General features: G+C 64.5%; 17 protein-coding genes. 2 read left to right on the top strand and 15 right to left on the bottom strand.

The window, feature by feature from the left end; all coding sequences use genetic code 11:
• Nucleotides 1-5: 5 nt before the first annotated feature.
• The 15 genes from ACQ4W6_RS07550 to ybaK all read right to left on the bottom strand — a co-directional run bounded on the left by ACQ4W6_RS07550 (nucleotide 6) and on the right by ybaK (nucleotide 13,882).
• Nucleotides 6-617: a phosphatase PAP2 family protein gene (locus ACQ4W6_RS07550; protein ID WP_436566549.1), complete on the bottom strand. Its 612-nt coding sequence runs from the start codon at nucleotides 615-617 to the stop codon at nucleotides 6-8.
• Nucleotides 614-1,933, bottom strand: a complete 1,320-nt coding sequence (locus tag ACQ4W6_RS07545; protein WP_436566548.1) for a F390 synthetase-related protein — start codon at nucleotides 1,931-1,933, stop codon at nucleotides 614-616. Before ACQ4W6_RS07545 ends, ACQ4W6_RS07550 begins: the two co-directional genes overlap by 4 nt.
• Complete coding sequence (locus tag ACQ4W6_RS07540; RefSeq protein ID WP_436566547.1) at nucleotides 1,930-2,772, bottom strand: MBL fold metallo-hydrolase; 843 nt, start codon at nucleotides 2,770-2,772, stop codon at nucleotides 1,930-1,932. The genes ACQ4W6_RS07545 and ACQ4W6_RS07540 overlap by 4 nt, the downstream gene beginning before the upstream one ends.
• Nucleotides 2,765-3,802: an NAD-dependent epimerase/dehydratase family protein gene (locus tag ACQ4W6_RS07535; protein ID WP_436566546.1), complete on the bottom strand. Its 1,038-nt coding sequence runs from the start codon at nucleotides 3,800-3,802 to the stop codon at nucleotides 2,765-2,767. The genes ACQ4W6_RS07540 and ACQ4W6_RS07535 overlap by 8 nt, the downstream gene beginning before the upstream one ends.
• 10 nt (nucleotides 3,803-3,812) lie before the next feature.
• The gene (locus tag ACQ4W6_RS07530) at nucleotides 3,813-4,085 is read right to left on the bottom strand and encodes a 3-oxoacyl-[acyl-carrier-protein] synthase III C-terminal domain-containing protein (RefSeq protein ID WP_436566599.1); all 273 of its coding nucleotides are present in this window, start codon (nucleotides 4,083-4,085) and stop codon (nucleotides 3,813-3,815) included.
• Nucleotides 4,086-4,793, bottom strand: a complete 708-nt coding sequence (locus ACQ4W6_RS07525; RefSeq protein ID WP_436566545.1) for a 3-oxoacyl-ACP synthase III family protein — start codon at nucleotides 4,791-4,793, stop codon at nucleotides 4,086-4,088.
• A gap of 18 nt (nucleotides 4,794-4,811) precedes the next feature.
• Nucleotides 4,812-5,720 (bottom strand): ion transporter, encoded by a 909-nt coding sequence (locus tag ACQ4W6_RS07520; RefSeq protein WP_436566544.1) that lies wholly within the window; start codon nucleotides 5,718-5,720, stop codon nucleotides 4,812-4,814.
• A gap of 63 nt (nucleotides 5,721-5,783) precedes the next feature.
• On the bottom strand, nucleotides 5,784-7,535 hold the full coding sequence (locus ACQ4W6_RS07515; RefSeq protein ID WP_436566543.1) for a cation:proton antiporter domain-containing protein: 1,752 nt from the start codon (nucleotides 7,533-7,535) through the stop codon (nucleotides 5,784-5,786).
• 69 nt (nucleotides 7,536-7,604) lie between these two features.
• A complete protein-coding gene (locus ACQ4W6_RS07510) occupies nucleotides 7,605-8,846 on the bottom strand; it encodes a metal-dependent hydrolase (RefSeq protein WP_436566542.1) in 1,242 nt (413 codons plus the stop codon).
• Between the two features lie 37 nt (nucleotides 8,847-8,883).
• On the bottom strand, nucleotides 8,884-10,542 hold the full coding sequence (locus ACQ4W6_RS07505) for a GDYXXLXY domain-containing protein (RefSeq protein WP_436566541.1): 1,659 nt from the start codon (nucleotides 10,540-10,542) through the stop codon (nucleotides 8,884-8,886).
• The gene (locus ACQ4W6_RS07500; RefSeq protein ID WP_436566540.1) at nucleotides 10,539-11,498 is read right to left on the bottom strand and encodes a DUF2157 domain-containing protein; all 960 of its coding nucleotides are present in this window, start codon (nucleotides 11,496-11,498) and stop codon (nucleotides 10,539-10,541) included. Before ACQ4W6_RS07500 ends, ACQ4W6_RS07505 begins: the two co-directional genes overlap by 4 nt.
• 34 nt (nucleotides 11,499-11,532) lie before the next feature.
• A complete protein-coding gene (locus ACQ4W6_RS07495; RefSeq protein ID WP_436566539.1) occupies nucleotides 11,533-11,823 on the bottom strand; it encodes a DUF427 domain-containing protein in 291 nt (96 codons plus the stop codon).
• Between the two features lie 66 nt (nucleotides 11,824-11,889).
• Entirely contained in the window at nucleotides 11,890-12,558 is a 669-nt protein-coding gene (locus tag ACQ4W6_RS07490; protein WP_436566538.1) for a DsbA family oxidoreductase, read from the bottom strand.
• Nucleotides 12,559-12,648: 90 nt separating this feature from the next.
• Entirely contained in the window at nucleotides 12,649-13,266 is a 618-nt protein-coding gene (gene plsY, locus ACQ4W6_RS07485) for a glycerol-3-phosphate 1-O-acyltransferase PlsY (RefSeq protein ID WP_436566598.1), read from the bottom strand.
• Between the two features lie 124 nt (nucleotides 13,267-13,390).
• Entirely contained in the window at nucleotides 13,391-13,882 is a 492-nt protein-coding gene (gene ybaK / locus ACQ4W6_RS07480) for a Cys-tRNA(Pro) deacylase (protein ID WP_436566537.1), read from the bottom strand.
• A gap of 37 nt (nucleotides 13,883-13,919) precedes the next feature.
• Between ybaK and ACQ4W6_RS07475 the strand changes: the two genes are divergently transcribed.
• Both ACQ4W6_RS07475 and ACQ4W6_RS07470 read left to right on the top strand, forming a co-directional pair.
• The gene (locus tag ACQ4W6_RS07475; RefSeq protein ID WP_436566536.1) at nucleotides 13,920-14,897 is read left to right on the top strand and encodes an endonuclease/exonuclease/phosphatase family protein; all 978 of its coding nucleotides are present in this window, start codon (nucleotides 13,920-13,922) and stop codon (nucleotides 14,895-14,897) included.
• Nucleotides 14,898-15,238: 341 nt separating this feature from the next.
• On the top strand, nucleotides 15,239-16,471 hold the full coding sequence (locus ACQ4W6_RS07470) for an efflux RND transporter periplasmic adaptor subunit (RefSeq protein WP_436566535.1): 1,233 nt from the start codon (nucleotides 15,239-15,241) through the stop codon (nucleotides 16,469-16,471).
• Nucleotide 16,472: the final 1 nt, after the last annotated feature.

Below are 16,472 nucleotides of genomic sequence, written 5' to 3'. Positions count from 1 at the left end.
GCGGTTTATGTAGCAATGGTGCGGCGGGCAGCCCAGAATACCTGCATTTTCGCCAACATGCCGCCAGCGATGCCCACGGCCAGGCCGGCGGCCAGGTCGATGCTCACATGCCGGCGCAGCGCGATGATGGCGTAGCAGATGGCCACGCCCAGCACCATGGCCAGCGCGGAGCGCACAAGATGGCGCTTGTCGCATAATGCCCATACGCATAGCAGGGTCAAGGCGCCGTGCAAGGACGGCAGGCAGTTTTGCGTGGAGTCGGCCGCCTGCAACTGGCGCAGCGCCTGCGTACTCCAGGCGCTGCCCTCGCCCACGGGCGGATACGCCAGGGTGGTCGGATACAGCAGGAAAATCACGCCGCAAGCGAGCGCGGAAATGGCCATGGCGCGCGCCAGCCAGCGCACGCGCGCCGCATCGGCCGCCAGGTAGGCGTACGGAATCAGGATGAAAAAGGACAGATACAGCCAGATGGCCGTGTCGCTGTAGGCGATGGCGCGGTCGATGGCTGTTTCGGGCAGCAGCACGCCCTGCCCTTGCAGAAAAACGCTGGAAAAATACACGAGGCCGACGCTGCCCCAGCCGGCCAGCAGGTGCAGCAAACGGCAGCGTAAAGTCATGGAAGAGGGATGCATGCGCTCACAAGGCGTTGAATACGGCGCCGTTTCATGGTGGGATCAAAGGGCGGCAGCGTGTCGCTGACCGTCCAGGCCAGGCGCTCGACGGCCACGCCCAGGGCGCGCAGTACGCCTTCAAGGCGGTCGCGCAAGGCCGCAAGGCCAGCAACATCGAGCGCCGCATGCAGCTGCAAGGCCGCGACGCCCGATTGCAGCAGGCGGTAGTCTGCGTCTGGCGGCAAGGCTTGCGCGAAGGCCCGCGTCAGCACGTCGGCAAAGACAGAAATGGTCTCGCCAGCACGCATGGACGCCAGCACCAGCATGTCGTCGCAGCGCCCTTCGATGCCGGCGATGGCGCGCGTGGCGCGGCCGCACGGGCATGGCGTGGCGCGTGCGATCAGGATGTCGTCGAGCCGGTAGCGCACGATGGGCTGCGTGATGCGCGTAAAGTCGGTAATCACGGGCACGAAGCGCCGCTGCTCACCCTGTTCCACATCAAGCCACTGCGGCTCGACGTGCACGTATTCCTCGTTCAGGTGCAGCACGCCATGTTCGCAGGAGCTGGCCAAAAAGCCTTCCGTCGCCTGGTAGATTTCATGCACGGCGCCGAACGCCTGCACGATCAGCGCGCGGTCTTGCGCTTCGAGCACTTCGGCCACCGAGATGACTTTTTTCGGCGCCAGCGCCAGCTTGCCTTCGATCACGCCCAAGGCCAGCTGGCGTAGCACCTGGGCCGGCGCGACGATCACGGAAGGTTGATATTGCACAAGCTGCGCGCACAGGGCGTCAAACGGCTGGAACAAATCGTAGAAGGCGAATGTGAGCCACGGCGAGCGCACGGCCGTGTACAGATTGCTGTTCGCGCGCAGGAACAGCGCCACCCTTTCGCCGGAAAACAGGCCGTCGGGCAGCGCCTTGGCCAGCATCACGCCCGCCCACTGTGCCTTTTCGCGGGGGCTGACGGTAAACACGGCGCGCCGCGACGAGGTGCCAGAGGACAGGCCCACCGTGACGTCGCCCACGGCGGGCGTGAAGTCGCGGCTATGTTCGGCCGCCATGGCGGCATCCATCGCCTGCGCCAGCGTGATGCCTGCCGTGTTCATGGCATCAAAATGTTCGAGCATCAGCGCCTTGTTCATTGTGGGCCACTGCGCCAAAGGCAGGCTGCGGTATGGCGCAAAGTAGCTGCTGCGCGCACACAGGGTGGCGATGAAGGACGCCAGCTGCTTCTGCTGGTAGCGTTCCAGCTGCGCGCGGCCGGCAAAGCGCAGGCGGCGCGTGCGCCAGTACGCCAGCAATAGCCAGACGATGCGCTTCACGGGCGGCCCGCCACAGTGATCGATGCAGGAATATAGCCGAGCGTGTCTTCATGCGTGATGCGGATCTGCGCATTTCCGGAGCGATGCAACTGGTGCAAACGATTCAAGGTGGCGTAATACGGCGCGCGCCGATGCTGGATGAGGAAGGACAGTTCCGACGGTCCGCGCAACTGCTGGAAGCTTTCCGGCACCCAGGCGGCGTCCGATGCCAGCAAGGTCCAGCCACCGTCCTGCAGCACGAAGGCGCCGATATGCCCGACAGCATGGCCGGGCAAGTCGACGATGTAGATTTCGCCCGTACCGCTGACGTCGCGCCCCATGGTGAATGGCTGCAGGGCGGTAGGCAAGGCCGTCTCGGGTACGCTTTCCACAAAACTCAGGCGCGCGGCAATGTCGGGCGGCAGCAGCTCGGGCACGAAGGCCTGGCGCACGGCGGCCACGCCAGACAAGCCGCGCACGGCGTCCCAGCCCGGCTTGGAGCACATCAGCCGCGCGCCGGGAAAGTCGCGCATGCCGGCAATGTGGTCAGCGTGGAAGTGCGACAGCAGCAAGGTGTAGATGTCGCCGGGCGCCACGCCATGCGCGCGCAACTGGCCCTGCAGCGATTCGTGGGCGTCGAAGGAAATCGGCGTCACCCACGCGTACATGCGGTACACGCCCCTGGAGGTGGCGGTGCGGAAGTGTTCGGCGTAGCCGGTATCCCACAGGTAAAGGCCAGCGCGGGTTTCGATCAAATAAGCGCGCGAGGGAAAGCAGCGGCTGGCCAGCCCGCTGCCTTTCAAGACCATGCACGATGGATGAGTGCAGTGGCCGACGCGAAACGCGGTGATGCTAGCCATTACGCTCCTTGCCCACCTTGTGCGCCGCCGCTTCCTGGCGCATCCACTGCGCCGTCAGGGCGATGCCTTCCTGCAGGCTGACGATGGGGCGGTAGCCGAGCACCTTGCGCGCCTTGGCGTTATCGAGCGTCATGTCGAAACTGAGCGCGCCCAGGCTGTAGGGCGTGAGGGACGGTTCGCGCCGCGTAAAGCGCGAAGCAAATTGCATCGCGCGCGCGGCCAGCGCCAGCAGGCGGTAGGGCATGCTGACGATCTGGAACGGCTGCTGCAGATGCTCGCAGAACAGCGTGCGCAGGATGTCGCACAGGCGCGCCGGCTCGCCATTGGTGATATTGAAGGCGGCGCCAGAAGCGATGCTCTTGTGCACGGTGGCCAGCCACATCGCATGCACGACATTGCCGACATAGGTGACGTCGATGGTGGCCGCGCCGCCATTGGGCAGCGGCAGCTTGCCGCCGCGCTGCTGCAGCACGCGCGCCAGGCGCGGAATCAGGACCTGGTCGTAGGGGCCGAAGATGGCGCGCGGGCGCAGGATCACGCACGTCATGGCGCGCTGGCGGTCGACGCAATCTTGCACCAGCTTTTCCGCCATCGCCTTGCTGCGCGCATACGCGTTGACAAACGAATCGGGACGGAAGGTTTCCGGCACTTCGTAGCGGTTGCGGTAATCGAAATAGATGGCCGGCGTGGAGATGTGCACGAAGCGCGCCACGTGCAGGCTGCAAGCTGCGCGCAGCAGCTGGCCCGTGGCCGTGACATTGGCGGCGATGAAATCGCGCTCCGGCCCCCACGGCGAAGACAGCGCGGCGCAGTGCCAGACGGCGTCCATGCCACGCACCAGCTCATCGACCTGGCGCGGCGAGGCTTGCGCCAGGTCAAGCGCCACGAATTGCGCGCCCATGCGTTCCAGTTCGCGGCCCACGGCCAGGTTGCGGCCCGTGGCGCGCACTTCCACGCCCTGCGCCAGCAAGGTGCGCACGGCATTGCGCCCCAGCCCACCCGTCGCGCCCGTGACCAGAATCCGTCTCATCACACCACCTTCATAAATCGACGACCATGCCGCCGATGGTCAGGCCGGCTGCCGTGCCCATCATCAGCAGACGCTGGCCCGCCACGGCCCGCCCCGTCATCACCGCTTCGTGCAGGGCAGTGGGCAAGGACGCGGCCACCTGGTTGCCATGCGTTTCAAAGATCTTGATGATTTTAGCATCGGGAACGTCGAGTATGCGCGCCGCATGCGCCAGTCCCAGCGGGCTGGCCTGGTGCGGCACGACCACGTCCACCCGCTCCAGGCCCGCACCCGACTCCTGTATTTATTGCGCCAGGAAATCTGGCATGACTTTCACTGCCAGGCGGAACACAGCCTTGCCATCCATGCGGAACAGGTAGTCGCCCGGCTCGCAGCCGTTGCGGGGATTGCGCTCGGTGCCGCCGCCACGGATTTCACAGTAGCGCCGCCCTTCCGGGTACGTGCCCATCTTGTAGGCGCGGATGCCGGCGCTGCCGTCGCCCCGCTCGACGATGGCGGCGGCGGCGCCATCGCCAAAGATCATCGATGCTTCCGGCTCGCGCCAGTCGACCCCGCGCGAGGCCAGGTCCGACGAAACGATGGCGATGCGCCGGTAGGCGCCACCGGCCAGCATGGAGGCGGCCACGCGAAAGGCGGCCATGAAACTGAGGCAGCTGGCGTTGACGTCGAAGCTTTGCGTGCCTGGCGGCAAGCCGGCGTGTTCGGCGATGAAGCACGCCGTGTTCGGCAGCGCCTGCTCTGGCACGCCGCAGGCGCAGATCAGCAAGTCGATATCAAACGGGTGCAGGCTGGCATTCTTCAGCGCATCGCGCAGGGCGGCGGCGCCCAGCTGGCTTTGCGATTCGCCGGGCGCGGCGACAAAGCGCGACAGCACGCCGCTCTTGCGCAGGATATAGCCGGGCGGGTGGCCGAGTTTACGGTCCAGGCTCTCGGAAGTGACACTGTGCGAGGGCACGGCTTTGCCCGTTGCGATCAGGCGAACTGGAATCATGTCGGCCTTTATTTAAGTTTAATCAAATGCCAGCGGCGGCAAAGTAACACCGCAGCTCTTGCAAAAACGGGCATCGTCATCGAGCCCTTCTTTCAGGCAAGTGGGGCAGGTACGCGTAGTGACCAGCTTGGAACTGCGCTGTACCGTCATTTCGGCGCTGATAATGCCGGTAGGCACTGCCAGGATGCCCCAGCCGAGCAGCATCATCAAAGATGCGATGGTGCGCCCGATATCGGTCTTCGGCGTGATATCGCCGAAACCCACCGTGGTCATGGTACTGATGGCCCAGTATATCGACGTCGGGATGCTGCTAAAACCATTATCTGGCCCTTCCACGACATACATCACGGTGCCGAGCAGAAAGACCACCATCATCACGAACGACAGGAAGATGAGGATCTTGCGCCGGCTGGCCAGCAAGGCCCGTCCCAGCACCGTGTATTCATGCACATACGAGGTCAGCTTGAGAATACGGAACATGCGCAGCAGGCGCAGGATGCGCACATCGATCAGCACATGCGCGCCCGGCAGCAGCAAGCCGATGTAGGTCGGCACGATGGCCAGCAAGTCGATCACGCCGAAGAAACTCTTGGCATAGCGCACGGGGTGCCGCAGGCACGACAGGCGGGCCAGGTACTCGATGCTGAACAGGATGGTGAAAAACCATTCCAGTGCTGTCAGCCAGGTGCCATAGCGCTCGGCCACCGAGGCGACACTGCTGAGCACGACCACCGTCACGCTGATCAGGATGGCGCCGATCAGCACCAGGTCGAAGGCGCGGCCCGTGCGCGTTTCCGCCTCGAAGATGACGGTGTACACCTTTTCGCGCCAGCCCCGTTCGGGCTTGCCATATTTCTGTTGCGTTTCCTGCGCGGCAACTTGCTGCGGCGTCAAGGGGGCTGCCCCGCTCTTTGTCGCGGCTTTCATGTGGATAGTCTGCTCATATACTATTATTGTATAGATAATTCACCGCGCATGGCGGCGCGCAGGCTATTGGGACTTTTTGGCCAGCAGCACCGCATTGCGCCTGTCGCGCTCGGCTTGCACGATGTCCGCCGCGCGCGCCTCCGAGAAGCCCGCCGTCTGCAGCACGGTGGCCGTCAGTTGCAGCCCCGCTTCCAATGCTTCGGGCACGACCAGGGTGGCGCCGGCCTGTATCAACGCCACCGCATGCGCCTCGTCGCGGGCGCGCGCATACACGGGCAGTAGCGGATATTCGCGGCGTATCGATTTCACGGCGTGCAGCACGGACGCCGCATGGTCCATGGTCAGCACCACGGCAGCGGCCCGGTCCGCATTGACCTTTTGCAACAATTCCGCGCGCGACGCATCGCCGAAATACACGGGGAAACCGCGCGGATGCAGGGTCGTCACCAGGCGCGCATCATTCTCGATGGCAACATAAGCGATATCCTGTTCCGTCAGCACCTTGGCTAGCAACTGCCCCACGCGACCGAAGCCGGCGATGATGACGGTGCTGCCCTGCGGCGGACGGGCGCCTTCGGCCAGGTCGGCCAGCTGATGGTGGTGGCGCTTTTCCCACCAGTTGCCAAAACCGCGCGCCGCTTTCGCCAGCGCCGGCGTGGCAAACAGGCTCAGGCCCACCACCAGCATGACAAATTGCGCCACCTGCGGGCCGATCAATTTCGTGCCCAGCGCATACGCGACAACGATGAACGCGAATTCACCGCCCTGCCCCAGCAGCACGCCCGTTTCCACGGCGCGCCCCCAGTGAAAGCCGCCAAGGCGAAAAATCACGCTGATGACCAGGGTTTTCAGGGCAAACAGGCTCAGCACGGCCAGCGGGATGAGGATCGGCGACTTGAGGATTTCGCGCACGTCGATCTGCATGCCCACCGACATGAAGAACAGGCCCATCAGCAAGCCCTTGAACGGCTCGATCGTCACTTCCACTTCATGGCGAAACTCCGTCTCGGCCAGCAGCAGCCCGGCAAGCAAGGCGCCCAGCGCCATCGACAGGCCCGCCAGGTAGGTCAGGCCCGCGATGCCCAGCGTACTGAGCAAGGTCAAGGCCATGAAGACGTCCGGCTGATGCTTCTTGACGAAAAACTGGAACAAGGGGCGGATGACCCTGCGCCCCAGCAGATAGATCAGCAGGATGGCGCCGGCCGACTTGACGGCTGCAAAGCTGAGCAGGTACGCCAGGTCGTCGCTGCGCCCGCTAGCGAAAACGTCGATCAGGATGAACAACGGCACCACCATCAAATCCTGGAACATCAGGATGGAAAAGCCTGCCTGGCCGTTTGGTGTCTGCAGGGAGCGTTGATCGGTGAGCAACTGCATCACCACGGCCGTGGACGACAGCGACAGCACCAGCCCCAGCACGATGGACGCTTCGAGCGACAGGCCAAAATAATACGCCACGCCACCGATCAGGCAGGCGCTGACGGCCACCTGCCCCACGCCCGCGCCAAACACCCAGCGCCGCAGCGCCCACAGCCGCTCCGTCGACAGTTCCAGGCCGATCATGAACATCAAAAACATCACGCCCAGCTCGGCCAGGCCGCTGACCTGCTCGGCACGGACAAACGAGAAATACGTCAGCCAGGTGAAGTCGCCAGCCCACAGGCCGAAGCCAAACGGGCCGAACAGGGCGCCGACAGCCAGGAAACCCAGCACCTGGTTAACTTTCAGGCGTTGCAATAAGGGAATAAATATCCCGGCCAGGGCGAGAAACAGCAGGGTTTCTCTTAAGTAAGGTAAGGCGTGCTGCTCTTCCAAAATAATGTCACATCCATGTCAGTGGTGGTACTCCTGCCAAATTGGCAGTGTTGCATTCGCTGCTCGCCCCTATTCGGACAAGGCCAGCATGTCGGCACGGGGACGCTCCCAGCCCGGCACATACGCCGGACACGGTCGCGCGCGGAATTTCTCCAGCTCGACGGTCGTGAAATTGGGCAACATATCCGGGTTGAAACGCACGTCCGTCAGCTTGTCCGCATTAAGGCGGGGCATGCGGGCAAAGCGCAACCAGGCGTCAACATAGCAATTATCTGCCTGTAAGGCGCGCAGGGTGGCCAGGCTGCCCGTCGCCTGGGCGGCTATGGCGATGCCGGGAGCCAGCTGCTGGCCTGACTGTCCTGGCTGGCCCGTCTCGGCCAGACCAGCCGGGCAGGCGGCAGGTGCCAGCGATGCGGGCAGCAGGCTCAGGGTGCCGCGGCGCAGGGTGTACACATCTGTCTTGCTGTCGAGCGTGACATAGATCCAGCACAAGGGATGGCTGGGAAACGCCGTCATCGCCACATCCCACACGCGCGTGCCCGGGTCCAGCCGCTGCACGGCCGCTTCGATGCGGGCGCGGCCGATGGCCGAGGCCACGCCCTGCGTGCCGATGAAGGTGGCCGCCAGCGCGAACGCCAGCAGCAGCGCCCCGCGCGCCCGCTCACCGGCGCGTCCTTGGAATACGGCAAGGACGACGCCCAGCGCCAGCAAGACGAGCAAGGCGGCAGGCGCCAGATAGGTTTTATAGGTAAAGAAGCACAGGGCTGCCGCCAACGCGGCCAGCAGCACGCTTTTGACAATGCTGTAGCGCAAAGACATGATGACGGGCACGCCCAGCAAGACCCAGAACATGGGCTCGACAATGAAGATCATGTCGCCATACAGCCAGCGGCTGCTAAACGGATAAAACGGGTGCAAGCCATAGGAATTGAGGAAATCCATGCCCATGTGCAAACAAAAGCCCAGCAGCAAACACGCCGCCAGGCCCACGCGGGCGGGCACGCTATCCCTGAGCAAACGCCTTGCACCGGGCCACAGCAGCCACAGCATGGCCAGCAGCAACAGTGCCTGCGGCAGCGCCAGCAGCAAGGTGTGCGTGTGGCCACGGTGATGCAGCATGTAGCCGAACGGGCGCGGCAACAATCTGGTCAGGACCAGATCCAGGTCGGGCGCGTTGCTGGCAAACCAGGCCGCAAACAAGAACAGCGCGCGCCGGGTGCGCTGTGCGGCGGCCTGCGGCTCGGGCGGCAAGCTACGGTGTACCAGTTCGCCGACCCCGAGGCCGATCACCGAATGCGTAATATTATCCATCGGGCAATTTTACAGGACGCCGCCCTGCACGTGGCCGCTACAGTGCTTCCAGCTCAGGCCCGCGCATGCCCACCAGCAGGGCGCGCCCGTCCGGCATGACGCGAAACTCGCCATAACGGGCCTTTTCCCAGCGCGCTGCCTCGCCTTCCTTGAAGAACCAGGCATCACTGACCAGCACCCAGCGCCCGTCCTTCGGCGTCAGCTCGATCAGCAATTCGCCTTGCGCCAGCGGCTTGCCGTCGTGCAAGCGCACAATATTGGCCACGCCCCGCGCATCGCGCGTGGCCACCACGTGCGGCCGGCCGGCGCCCTTGTCGGCGAAGACTTCGGCGCCCAGCATCCCCAGGCTGAGGAAATTGAGACGCATGAAGTCGCCCTGCATCAGCGAGCGGGGATCGACGGGCGCCAGTTCCACGAAGACAGCTTGGCCCTTGGCAATCAGTTGCTCTTTTTGCCAGATGCCAATATTCGCCACCGCCAGCACCAGCACCAACCCCGGCAGCCCCACCAGCAAGCCCAGGCGCACGGGGGCGGGCTTGCCGGCCACGGCCGCAGATTTGCTATCGACCAGGTGCAGCACCTTGCCGCGCGTGGCCAGCCACGCCATCGCGCACAGCACGGCGCCGGCCACGGCCAGCAGCGCCGCCTTGCTGGCCAGCGGCCAGGCCAGCTGGTAATAAAAGCTGCCGATGATCCAGGCGAGCGCCAGCGCTGCCGCCACGGCCACGCGCTTGCGTCCGCTGGCCAGGCAATATGCAAGGATTAGCAGAACGGGGCCCAGCGCAGGCATGCACCACGCCAGCACGATCAGCACCAGCGCCACGCCGATGGCGGGCAACTGGCGCAGCGACGGCCAGTGCGTCAACAGCCACGCGGCAGCGGCCACGGCCAGCAGCACCGAGACGCCATTGAGCACCACGGCGTACCAGCCGCCCTCAGGGCGCAGGGTCAATTCACGCGCCACTTCACCCGTAAAACCACTGCCCACGCTGGCGCCCAGCATGAAAGTCATGCCCGACCACGCTACCAGGCCCAGCAAGATCGCCAGCACCCAGCCGGTCGACACCGATTCCAGGAACGTGGCGACGAGCGCGCCACGGCCATCGTTGAAAGCCTGTTTTTGCAGCCAATGCACGCCCAGCCAGATGGCCAGGGCCAGCATCCAGGCGATATACAGCTCCGTGGGATCATTATGAAAAAGCCAGCCGTTCATGCCCACGGCCAACAAGCTACAAGCAAGCAGCCCCAGCAGCACGCGCAGCCAGTCGCGCGGCAAGGCGGCCGCCACCAGCAGGCACGCCAGGCTCAGCAGAAGCGAGGCATTGTGCGTCGAGCAATCGCGGAACAAGGCGTAGCCCAGCAAGCCGCCGCCCACCAGCAGGCACGGCACGGCCAGCTGCTCGATGAACAGCGACACGCCACGCGCGCGTATTAGCAGCACGGCAGCCACCAGCACGATGACGGCCACGACATACGCACCTGGCCCATGGCGCAGCACGCTTTCCAGGCCCACGCCCAGCGCCGCGATCAGGGGAATGGCGGCCAGCCAGGCGCCGAACGCCGTCATCAGCACCAGCGGCCACGGCCGTACATCCTGCACGGGCCGCGCGGCGCCGGACGGCAACAGGCCGGCACGCGTGGCGTCGGCGATCAGGGTATCGAGCGCGTCGGCGCGCTGATTATTCGTGCTGCTCATGGCGCCTCCTTGCGCGCGCGCCACAAAATGCCTTGCACGGTCAGCGCCAGCAAGACGGCGGCGATCAAGCCCAACATGACAAGCTTACCTATTTCGTTGCCACCGCCATCGAGCAGCTTGCGCGCCAGGCCGCCCACCAGCAGGGTATTGACGCCCAGCGCGACGGCGCTCAAGCCAAACACATCAAAAAACTTGCCGGTCGCCAGGAGTGCTGCGGCCACGGCCAGCAAGCCCAGCCCGGCCCAGTACGGCGATTCGATCTCGCTGCCAAACAGGGCGCTGACCGCCGAGCCCGTAATGAGGATGGTGGCCAGCACCAGTCCCAGGCGCAAGGCCCAGGTGCCGGCGCCCGTCCAGCGCGCCAGCAACGGCGAGACAAAGGCGCAAGCCAGCAGCACGGCCAGCCAGCCAGTGACGAAAATACCCAGGTCGGCCGATTCAACGTGCCAGCTGTGATGCGTATGCGCCTGTATCCACAAAGTGGCGGCCGTCGAGAGTATCAGCATCCACGGTGTCCACAGCACGTCGCTGCGCGCCACCAGGCACAGCGGCAGCGCCAGCCCGGCCCAGACGGCAAACAATTGCCATGGATCGGCGCCCGTCTGGTAGGTCTGGCCGAAATACGCGAACAGGCCGCCGATGGCCAGCAGCGCCACCAGCAGCAGCGGTGTGCGCGCCTTCGGCACGGCAAACGCGCCCACGCAGGCGGCGGCAAACACGCCTTGCAGCAAGGCAAAGCGGCCCATGCGGCCCAGTTCCTCCCAGTTGGCAGCGACCCAGAAAATCAGCCCCATGCCCAGCAGCGCGGCGCCCAGCACAGCCACGCCGCGCGGCAGCCAGTAAGCCAGGCGCGCAGGTTCGCGCTGGAAGCCGGCCACGTCCTGCAATTGCCGGGTTTGCCGGGCATCGAGCGCATAGTCCAAGGCGAGTTGGTACACGGCGAGGCGTAGATCCATCGTCTGCTTTCTTGTCATTTTAAGTGGAGAAACGTCAGCCCGAAACGCTGACGCCGCGCCAGAAGGCGACATGGCCGGCAATTTGCTTGACGCCATCCTTGGGCTGGGGGTAGTACCAGGCCGCGTTGGCATTGGCCTGGCCATCGACGACGAGGTCGTAATAGCTGGCCGTGCCCTTCCATGGACAGAGCGTCGTGTGGCTGCTGGGACGCAAGTATTCCTGCTTCACCGCAGACAAAGGAAAGTACACATTGTCTTCGACGAGCTCTACCTGCGCGTCGGTGGCTTGCGCGATGACGGCGCCATTCCAGGTCGCTGTTGGCATTTGACTATCCTCCTGTGCGGAGTGTAGCCGAATTAGCCGCCATGGCGCGCGCCGTTGGCGCCCGCTTCAGGCGCCGCTGATGATCTGGCGCAAGGCTTGTTCAAACACCTCGGGTGGCTGGCCGCCGGAAATCAGGTGGCGCTCGTTGATGATGACGGCCGGCACCGAGTTGATGCCGTTTTGCTGATAGAACTTTTCCTGCGCCCGCACTTCGTCCGCGTAGGCGTCGGACGCCAGCACCTCGGCCGCCCTGGCCGTATCGAGCCCCACGTCGCCCGCCACTTTCAGCAGCACCGCGTGCGAGGATGGATCCTGCCCTTGCGTGAAGTAGGCGTCGAACAGGGCCATTTTCAGTGCTTTCTGGCGCCCTTCCAGAGCGGCCCAGTGCAGCAAGCGGTGCGCGTCAAAGGTGTTGTAGATGCGCCCGCGCTTGTCCATGGCAAAAGTAAAGCCCAGTTGCTCGCCGCGCGCGCGGATCGCTTCGCGCGATTGCGCCATCTGTTCAGGGGTAGAGCCATATTTCTCGGCGATATGTTCGCCGATGTCCTGGCCTTCGGCCGGCATGTTGGCGTTCAGCTCGAAGGGCTGGAAATGGATCTCGGCCTGGACGCTATCGTGCAAATTGCCCAGTGCTTGCTCCAGCGACTTGAGGCCAATCACGCACCAGGGGCAGGAGACGTCGGAGACGAAATCAATACGGATGGGGATGGGGGTGGGATTGTTGCTGGAAGACATGGTGGGCAACCTTTGCGCGAGTCGGTGGCGGCCGCACCGCGCGGCGCCGCAAGCACAGCATATGCGTGCGGGCCGCCGGAAATCAAGCGCTTACTTCTTCTTGCCAGCCGCCTTGGCCGCGTCCTTCTTGCCGCCGATCCGGCTTTCCTTACCAGCGAGCAAGTTGGCGATATTCTGGCTGTGGCGGTAGGCCAGCAGCACGCTCATGACGATGACAGCGAGCAAGATGGGATCGACGCCGAACAGCAAACCGTAGTAAAACGGCGCGAACAGGGCCGCCACCAGCGCCGCCAGCGAGGAATAGCGGAAAGCGTAGGCGATGATCAGCCAGGTGGCCAGGGTAGCCAGGCCCAGCCATGTATTGATGCCCAGCAACACGCCCAGCGCCGTGGCCACGCCCTTGCCGCCGACGAAACGGAAAAACACGGGCCACAGATGGCCGAGGAAGACGGCGATGGCCACCAGGGCCACGGCCGTGTCGCCCACGCCCAACGCGCTGGCAAAACGGTCGGCCAGGAACACGGCCAGCCAGCCCTTGGCGCCGTCGCCTAGCAGGGTCATGATGGCGGCAGCCTTGTTGCCGCTGCGCAGCACATTGGTGGCGCCCGGATTTTTCGAGCCATAGGTGCGCGGATCGGCAATGCCGAAGACCTTGCTCATCACCACGGCAAACGAAATCGAGCCGAGCAAGTAAGCTGCCACTGTCATTGCCACGGTTGTGATTACTGGATTCATTTCTTCCCTTTATTATGTTTATTGCACCAGCATCGAGGCTGGGGCAGCAGAATATACACCAGCGCCCAGCCCAAGGACAGGGCGGCGCCCGGTTTTCTTAATCGGACAAGGCGCACTGCACCGGCTTGGCATGGAGCAAATCGAGCAGCACTTGCGGCGCCAGCGAGACGAGGAAACCGCGCCGCCCGCCATTAATATAGATACGTTCGAGCTCCAGGATGGATTGCTCCACATACACGGGCATGGCCTTTTTGGTGCCGAATGGCGACGTGCCGCCGATCATGTAGCCGGAATGGCGCTGCGCCACCTCGGGCTTGCATGGCTCGACGCCCTTGCAGCCGATGGCGCGCGCCAGGTTCTTGGTCGAGACCTTGCAATCGCCATGCATGAGCACGATCATCGGCCGCGCCGCCTCGTCCTGCATCACCAGGGTCTTGATCACGGCATGCTCAGGCACGTTCAGCTCGCGCGCCGAGACGCTGGTGCCGCCGTGCTCTTCATACGGATAGGGGTGTTCTTCGAAGGAAACTTGATGCTTGCGCAGCATCTGCGTCGCCTGGGTTTCGGAAATATGCTCTTTTTTAGCCATGCGTGATACGCTGATCGTTCAGTGAGGAGCGCTAATTATGCAGCAAGAAATCCGCTTTGCCACATTCAATGTCTGCAACCTGGCCCCCGCCGGGGCAAAATTGTATGACAACCTGGAACCTTTGAGCCCGGCACAATACGTGGCCAAGGCGGAGTGGACGGCGCGGCAGATCGACCTGCTCGACGCCGACGTGATCGGTTTCCAGGAAATTTTCTCGCAAGCGGCCCTGCGCGACGTGCTGTCGCGTACGCGCCACTACCGCGAAGCCGTGCAGGCCGGCTACGATGCGGCGGACGCTGCCGGGCGCATGCTGCCCACGGTGGCGCTGGTGTCGCGTTTGCCGCTGGCCGGCCCCGGTATTGCCTGTGTGAATTTTCCTGCTGGCGTGGCGCTACCCGCCGACAGCCACGCCGCCGCCGAGAGTGCGTGCCGCTTCGCCCGCGCGCCCCTGCATGTACAGGTACTCTTGCCCGGCGGACAACTGACGGACGTGGTGGTGCTGCATTTGAAGTCGCGCCGGCCCGACTACCGCCATGGCGACGGCAGCGATGCGCTGTCCTACGCCCTGGCCAACCTGCGTTCGCTGCAGCGGCGCGGCGCGGAAGCGGTGGCCCTGCGCGTGCTGGTAAGCGAACTGGGCCGCAGCGGCCGGCCGCGCATCGTGCTGGGCGACTTTAACGACATCGCCAATGCCGTCACCACGTCCATCGTCATGGGCGCCGGCGCGCCATGCGAAGCGGGCGCAGAAATGCGCGAGCGCCTGTATGACTGCAACGCCATCCAGCTGCGCCAGGATGCCTTGCGCCACGTGGGCTACACGAATATCCACGACAGCGCCTACATGACGATCGACCACATCCTGGTGTCCGAACACTTCCACCCCGCCTCGCCGCGCGCCATCGGCGTGGTGCAGGACGTGCACTATCTGAACGACCATTTACTGCTGGGCCTGCCGCAAGCGTCCGACCATGGCCAGGTAGTGACGCGCATCAAACTCCTGGGAAACATTGACTAATGTAACAACTTCGCCAGCGCCCTGGCATAGGGCATAGCGCCCCTGATATGACGCGCAGCGAGGCGGCCTCCCTGGCCCACGGCTGGCCCGGCGCCCGCGCGGCTTATGACGCTGCCCAAGCCTGGTGGCATGCCGGCATTGGTCCCTGGTCGGCGTTTTTTGCATTCCATCCCCGTTTTTGTGCAATCTGTCGCATGGCGATGGCGGCCACGCTTGAATCTTCCTAAAGTGGCAACATGCGTATCGCCGTGAACGACCGCAGCGGCAGGCGTGCTGCCTGCGGCCGCCACGGCGATACGCTACCCGAATTCCCCGCGCCGCCCCTCCAGACTAAAAGACCTATGAAAAACGAGACATTGCCACCGGCATCCCCCCTTGCAGCCAAGCGCCGCCGTCGCTGGCGCGCGCCCCTTCTCGTCGTTGTCGCGCTGGGCCTGGCTGGCGGCGGCTGGACGGTGATGCAAGCCAGGCAGCAAGCTGCCAAGGCGGCCGAACAGCAGGCCAGCAAGAAAAAGGAACAAGACAAGACGCCCGTGCATGAACTGGCGCAGGGCGACGTGGCCGCCATCGATGCGCGCGCGCTGGCCATCAGCCTGCCCCTGTCCGGTTCGCTGGCGCCGCTGACGCAGGCGACCATCAAGGCCAAGGTCTCGGGCGTCATCCACGAAACGACCTTGCAAGAAGGCCAGAGCGTGTCCGCCGGACAAATCCTCGTGCGCCTCGATGCGGCCGACCAGCGCGCCCGCCTGACGCAGCAGCAAGCCATGCTCGACGAAGCGCAGGCGCGATTGTCGATGGCGGCCAAGAATGAAGCGAACAGCCAGGCGCTGCTCAAGCAAAAGTACATTTCGCAGACGGCGTATGACACCACGCAAAACTCGGTCGACCTGGCGCGCGCCGGCGTCAAATCGAACGCCGCCATGCTCGATCTGGCGCGCATCGCGCTGGCCGACACGGTCATTCGCGCGCCGCTGGCCGGCATCGTCAGCAAGCGCCATGTGCAGGCCGGCGAAAAAGTCGCGCCCGACATGCCCGTCTACACCATCGTCAACCTGGCGCAGCTGACCCTGGAAGCGCCCGTGCCCAGCGCAGACATCCCCCGCATCAAGCTGGGCCAGGACGTGCATTTCAAGGTCGATGGCTTCGGTGCACGCGACTTTGCCGGCAAGGTCACGCGCATCAACCCCACCACCGAGAGCGGCTCGCGGGCCATGCTGGTGTATATCGCCGTCGACAATGCCGATGGCGCGCTGCGCGGCGGCATGTTCGCCAAGGGCAGCATCGTCACCGAGCGCTCGGCCGTGGCGCCGCTGGTGCCGTTGACGGCCGTGCGCAATGAAAAACAGGGCACGGTGGTGTATGCGCTGGTGAAAGGCAAGGTGGTCGAACAGCCTGTCACCCTGGGCCTGCGCAACGAGGATGAAGGCTACGCCGAGGTCACCTCAGGCCTGGTGCCAGGCGCCAGAGTCATCGTCGCCAGGCTCGATGGCGTGAAGCCGGGCCACGGCGTGACCTTCGCCGCGCCAGCCGCCGCCCCTGCCGCGCAGGCGGCCGTACTGGCACGCAAGGATTAAG

This window comes from Janthinobacterium woesei (assembly GCF_051380875.1).
Lineage (GTDB): Bacteria > Pseudomonadota > Gammaproteobacteria > Burkholderiales > Burkholderiaceae_D > Janthinobacterium.
The sequence above is the reverse complement of the archived record's forward strand: the minus strand, read 5'-3'. Positions and strand labels throughout refer to the sequence as shown.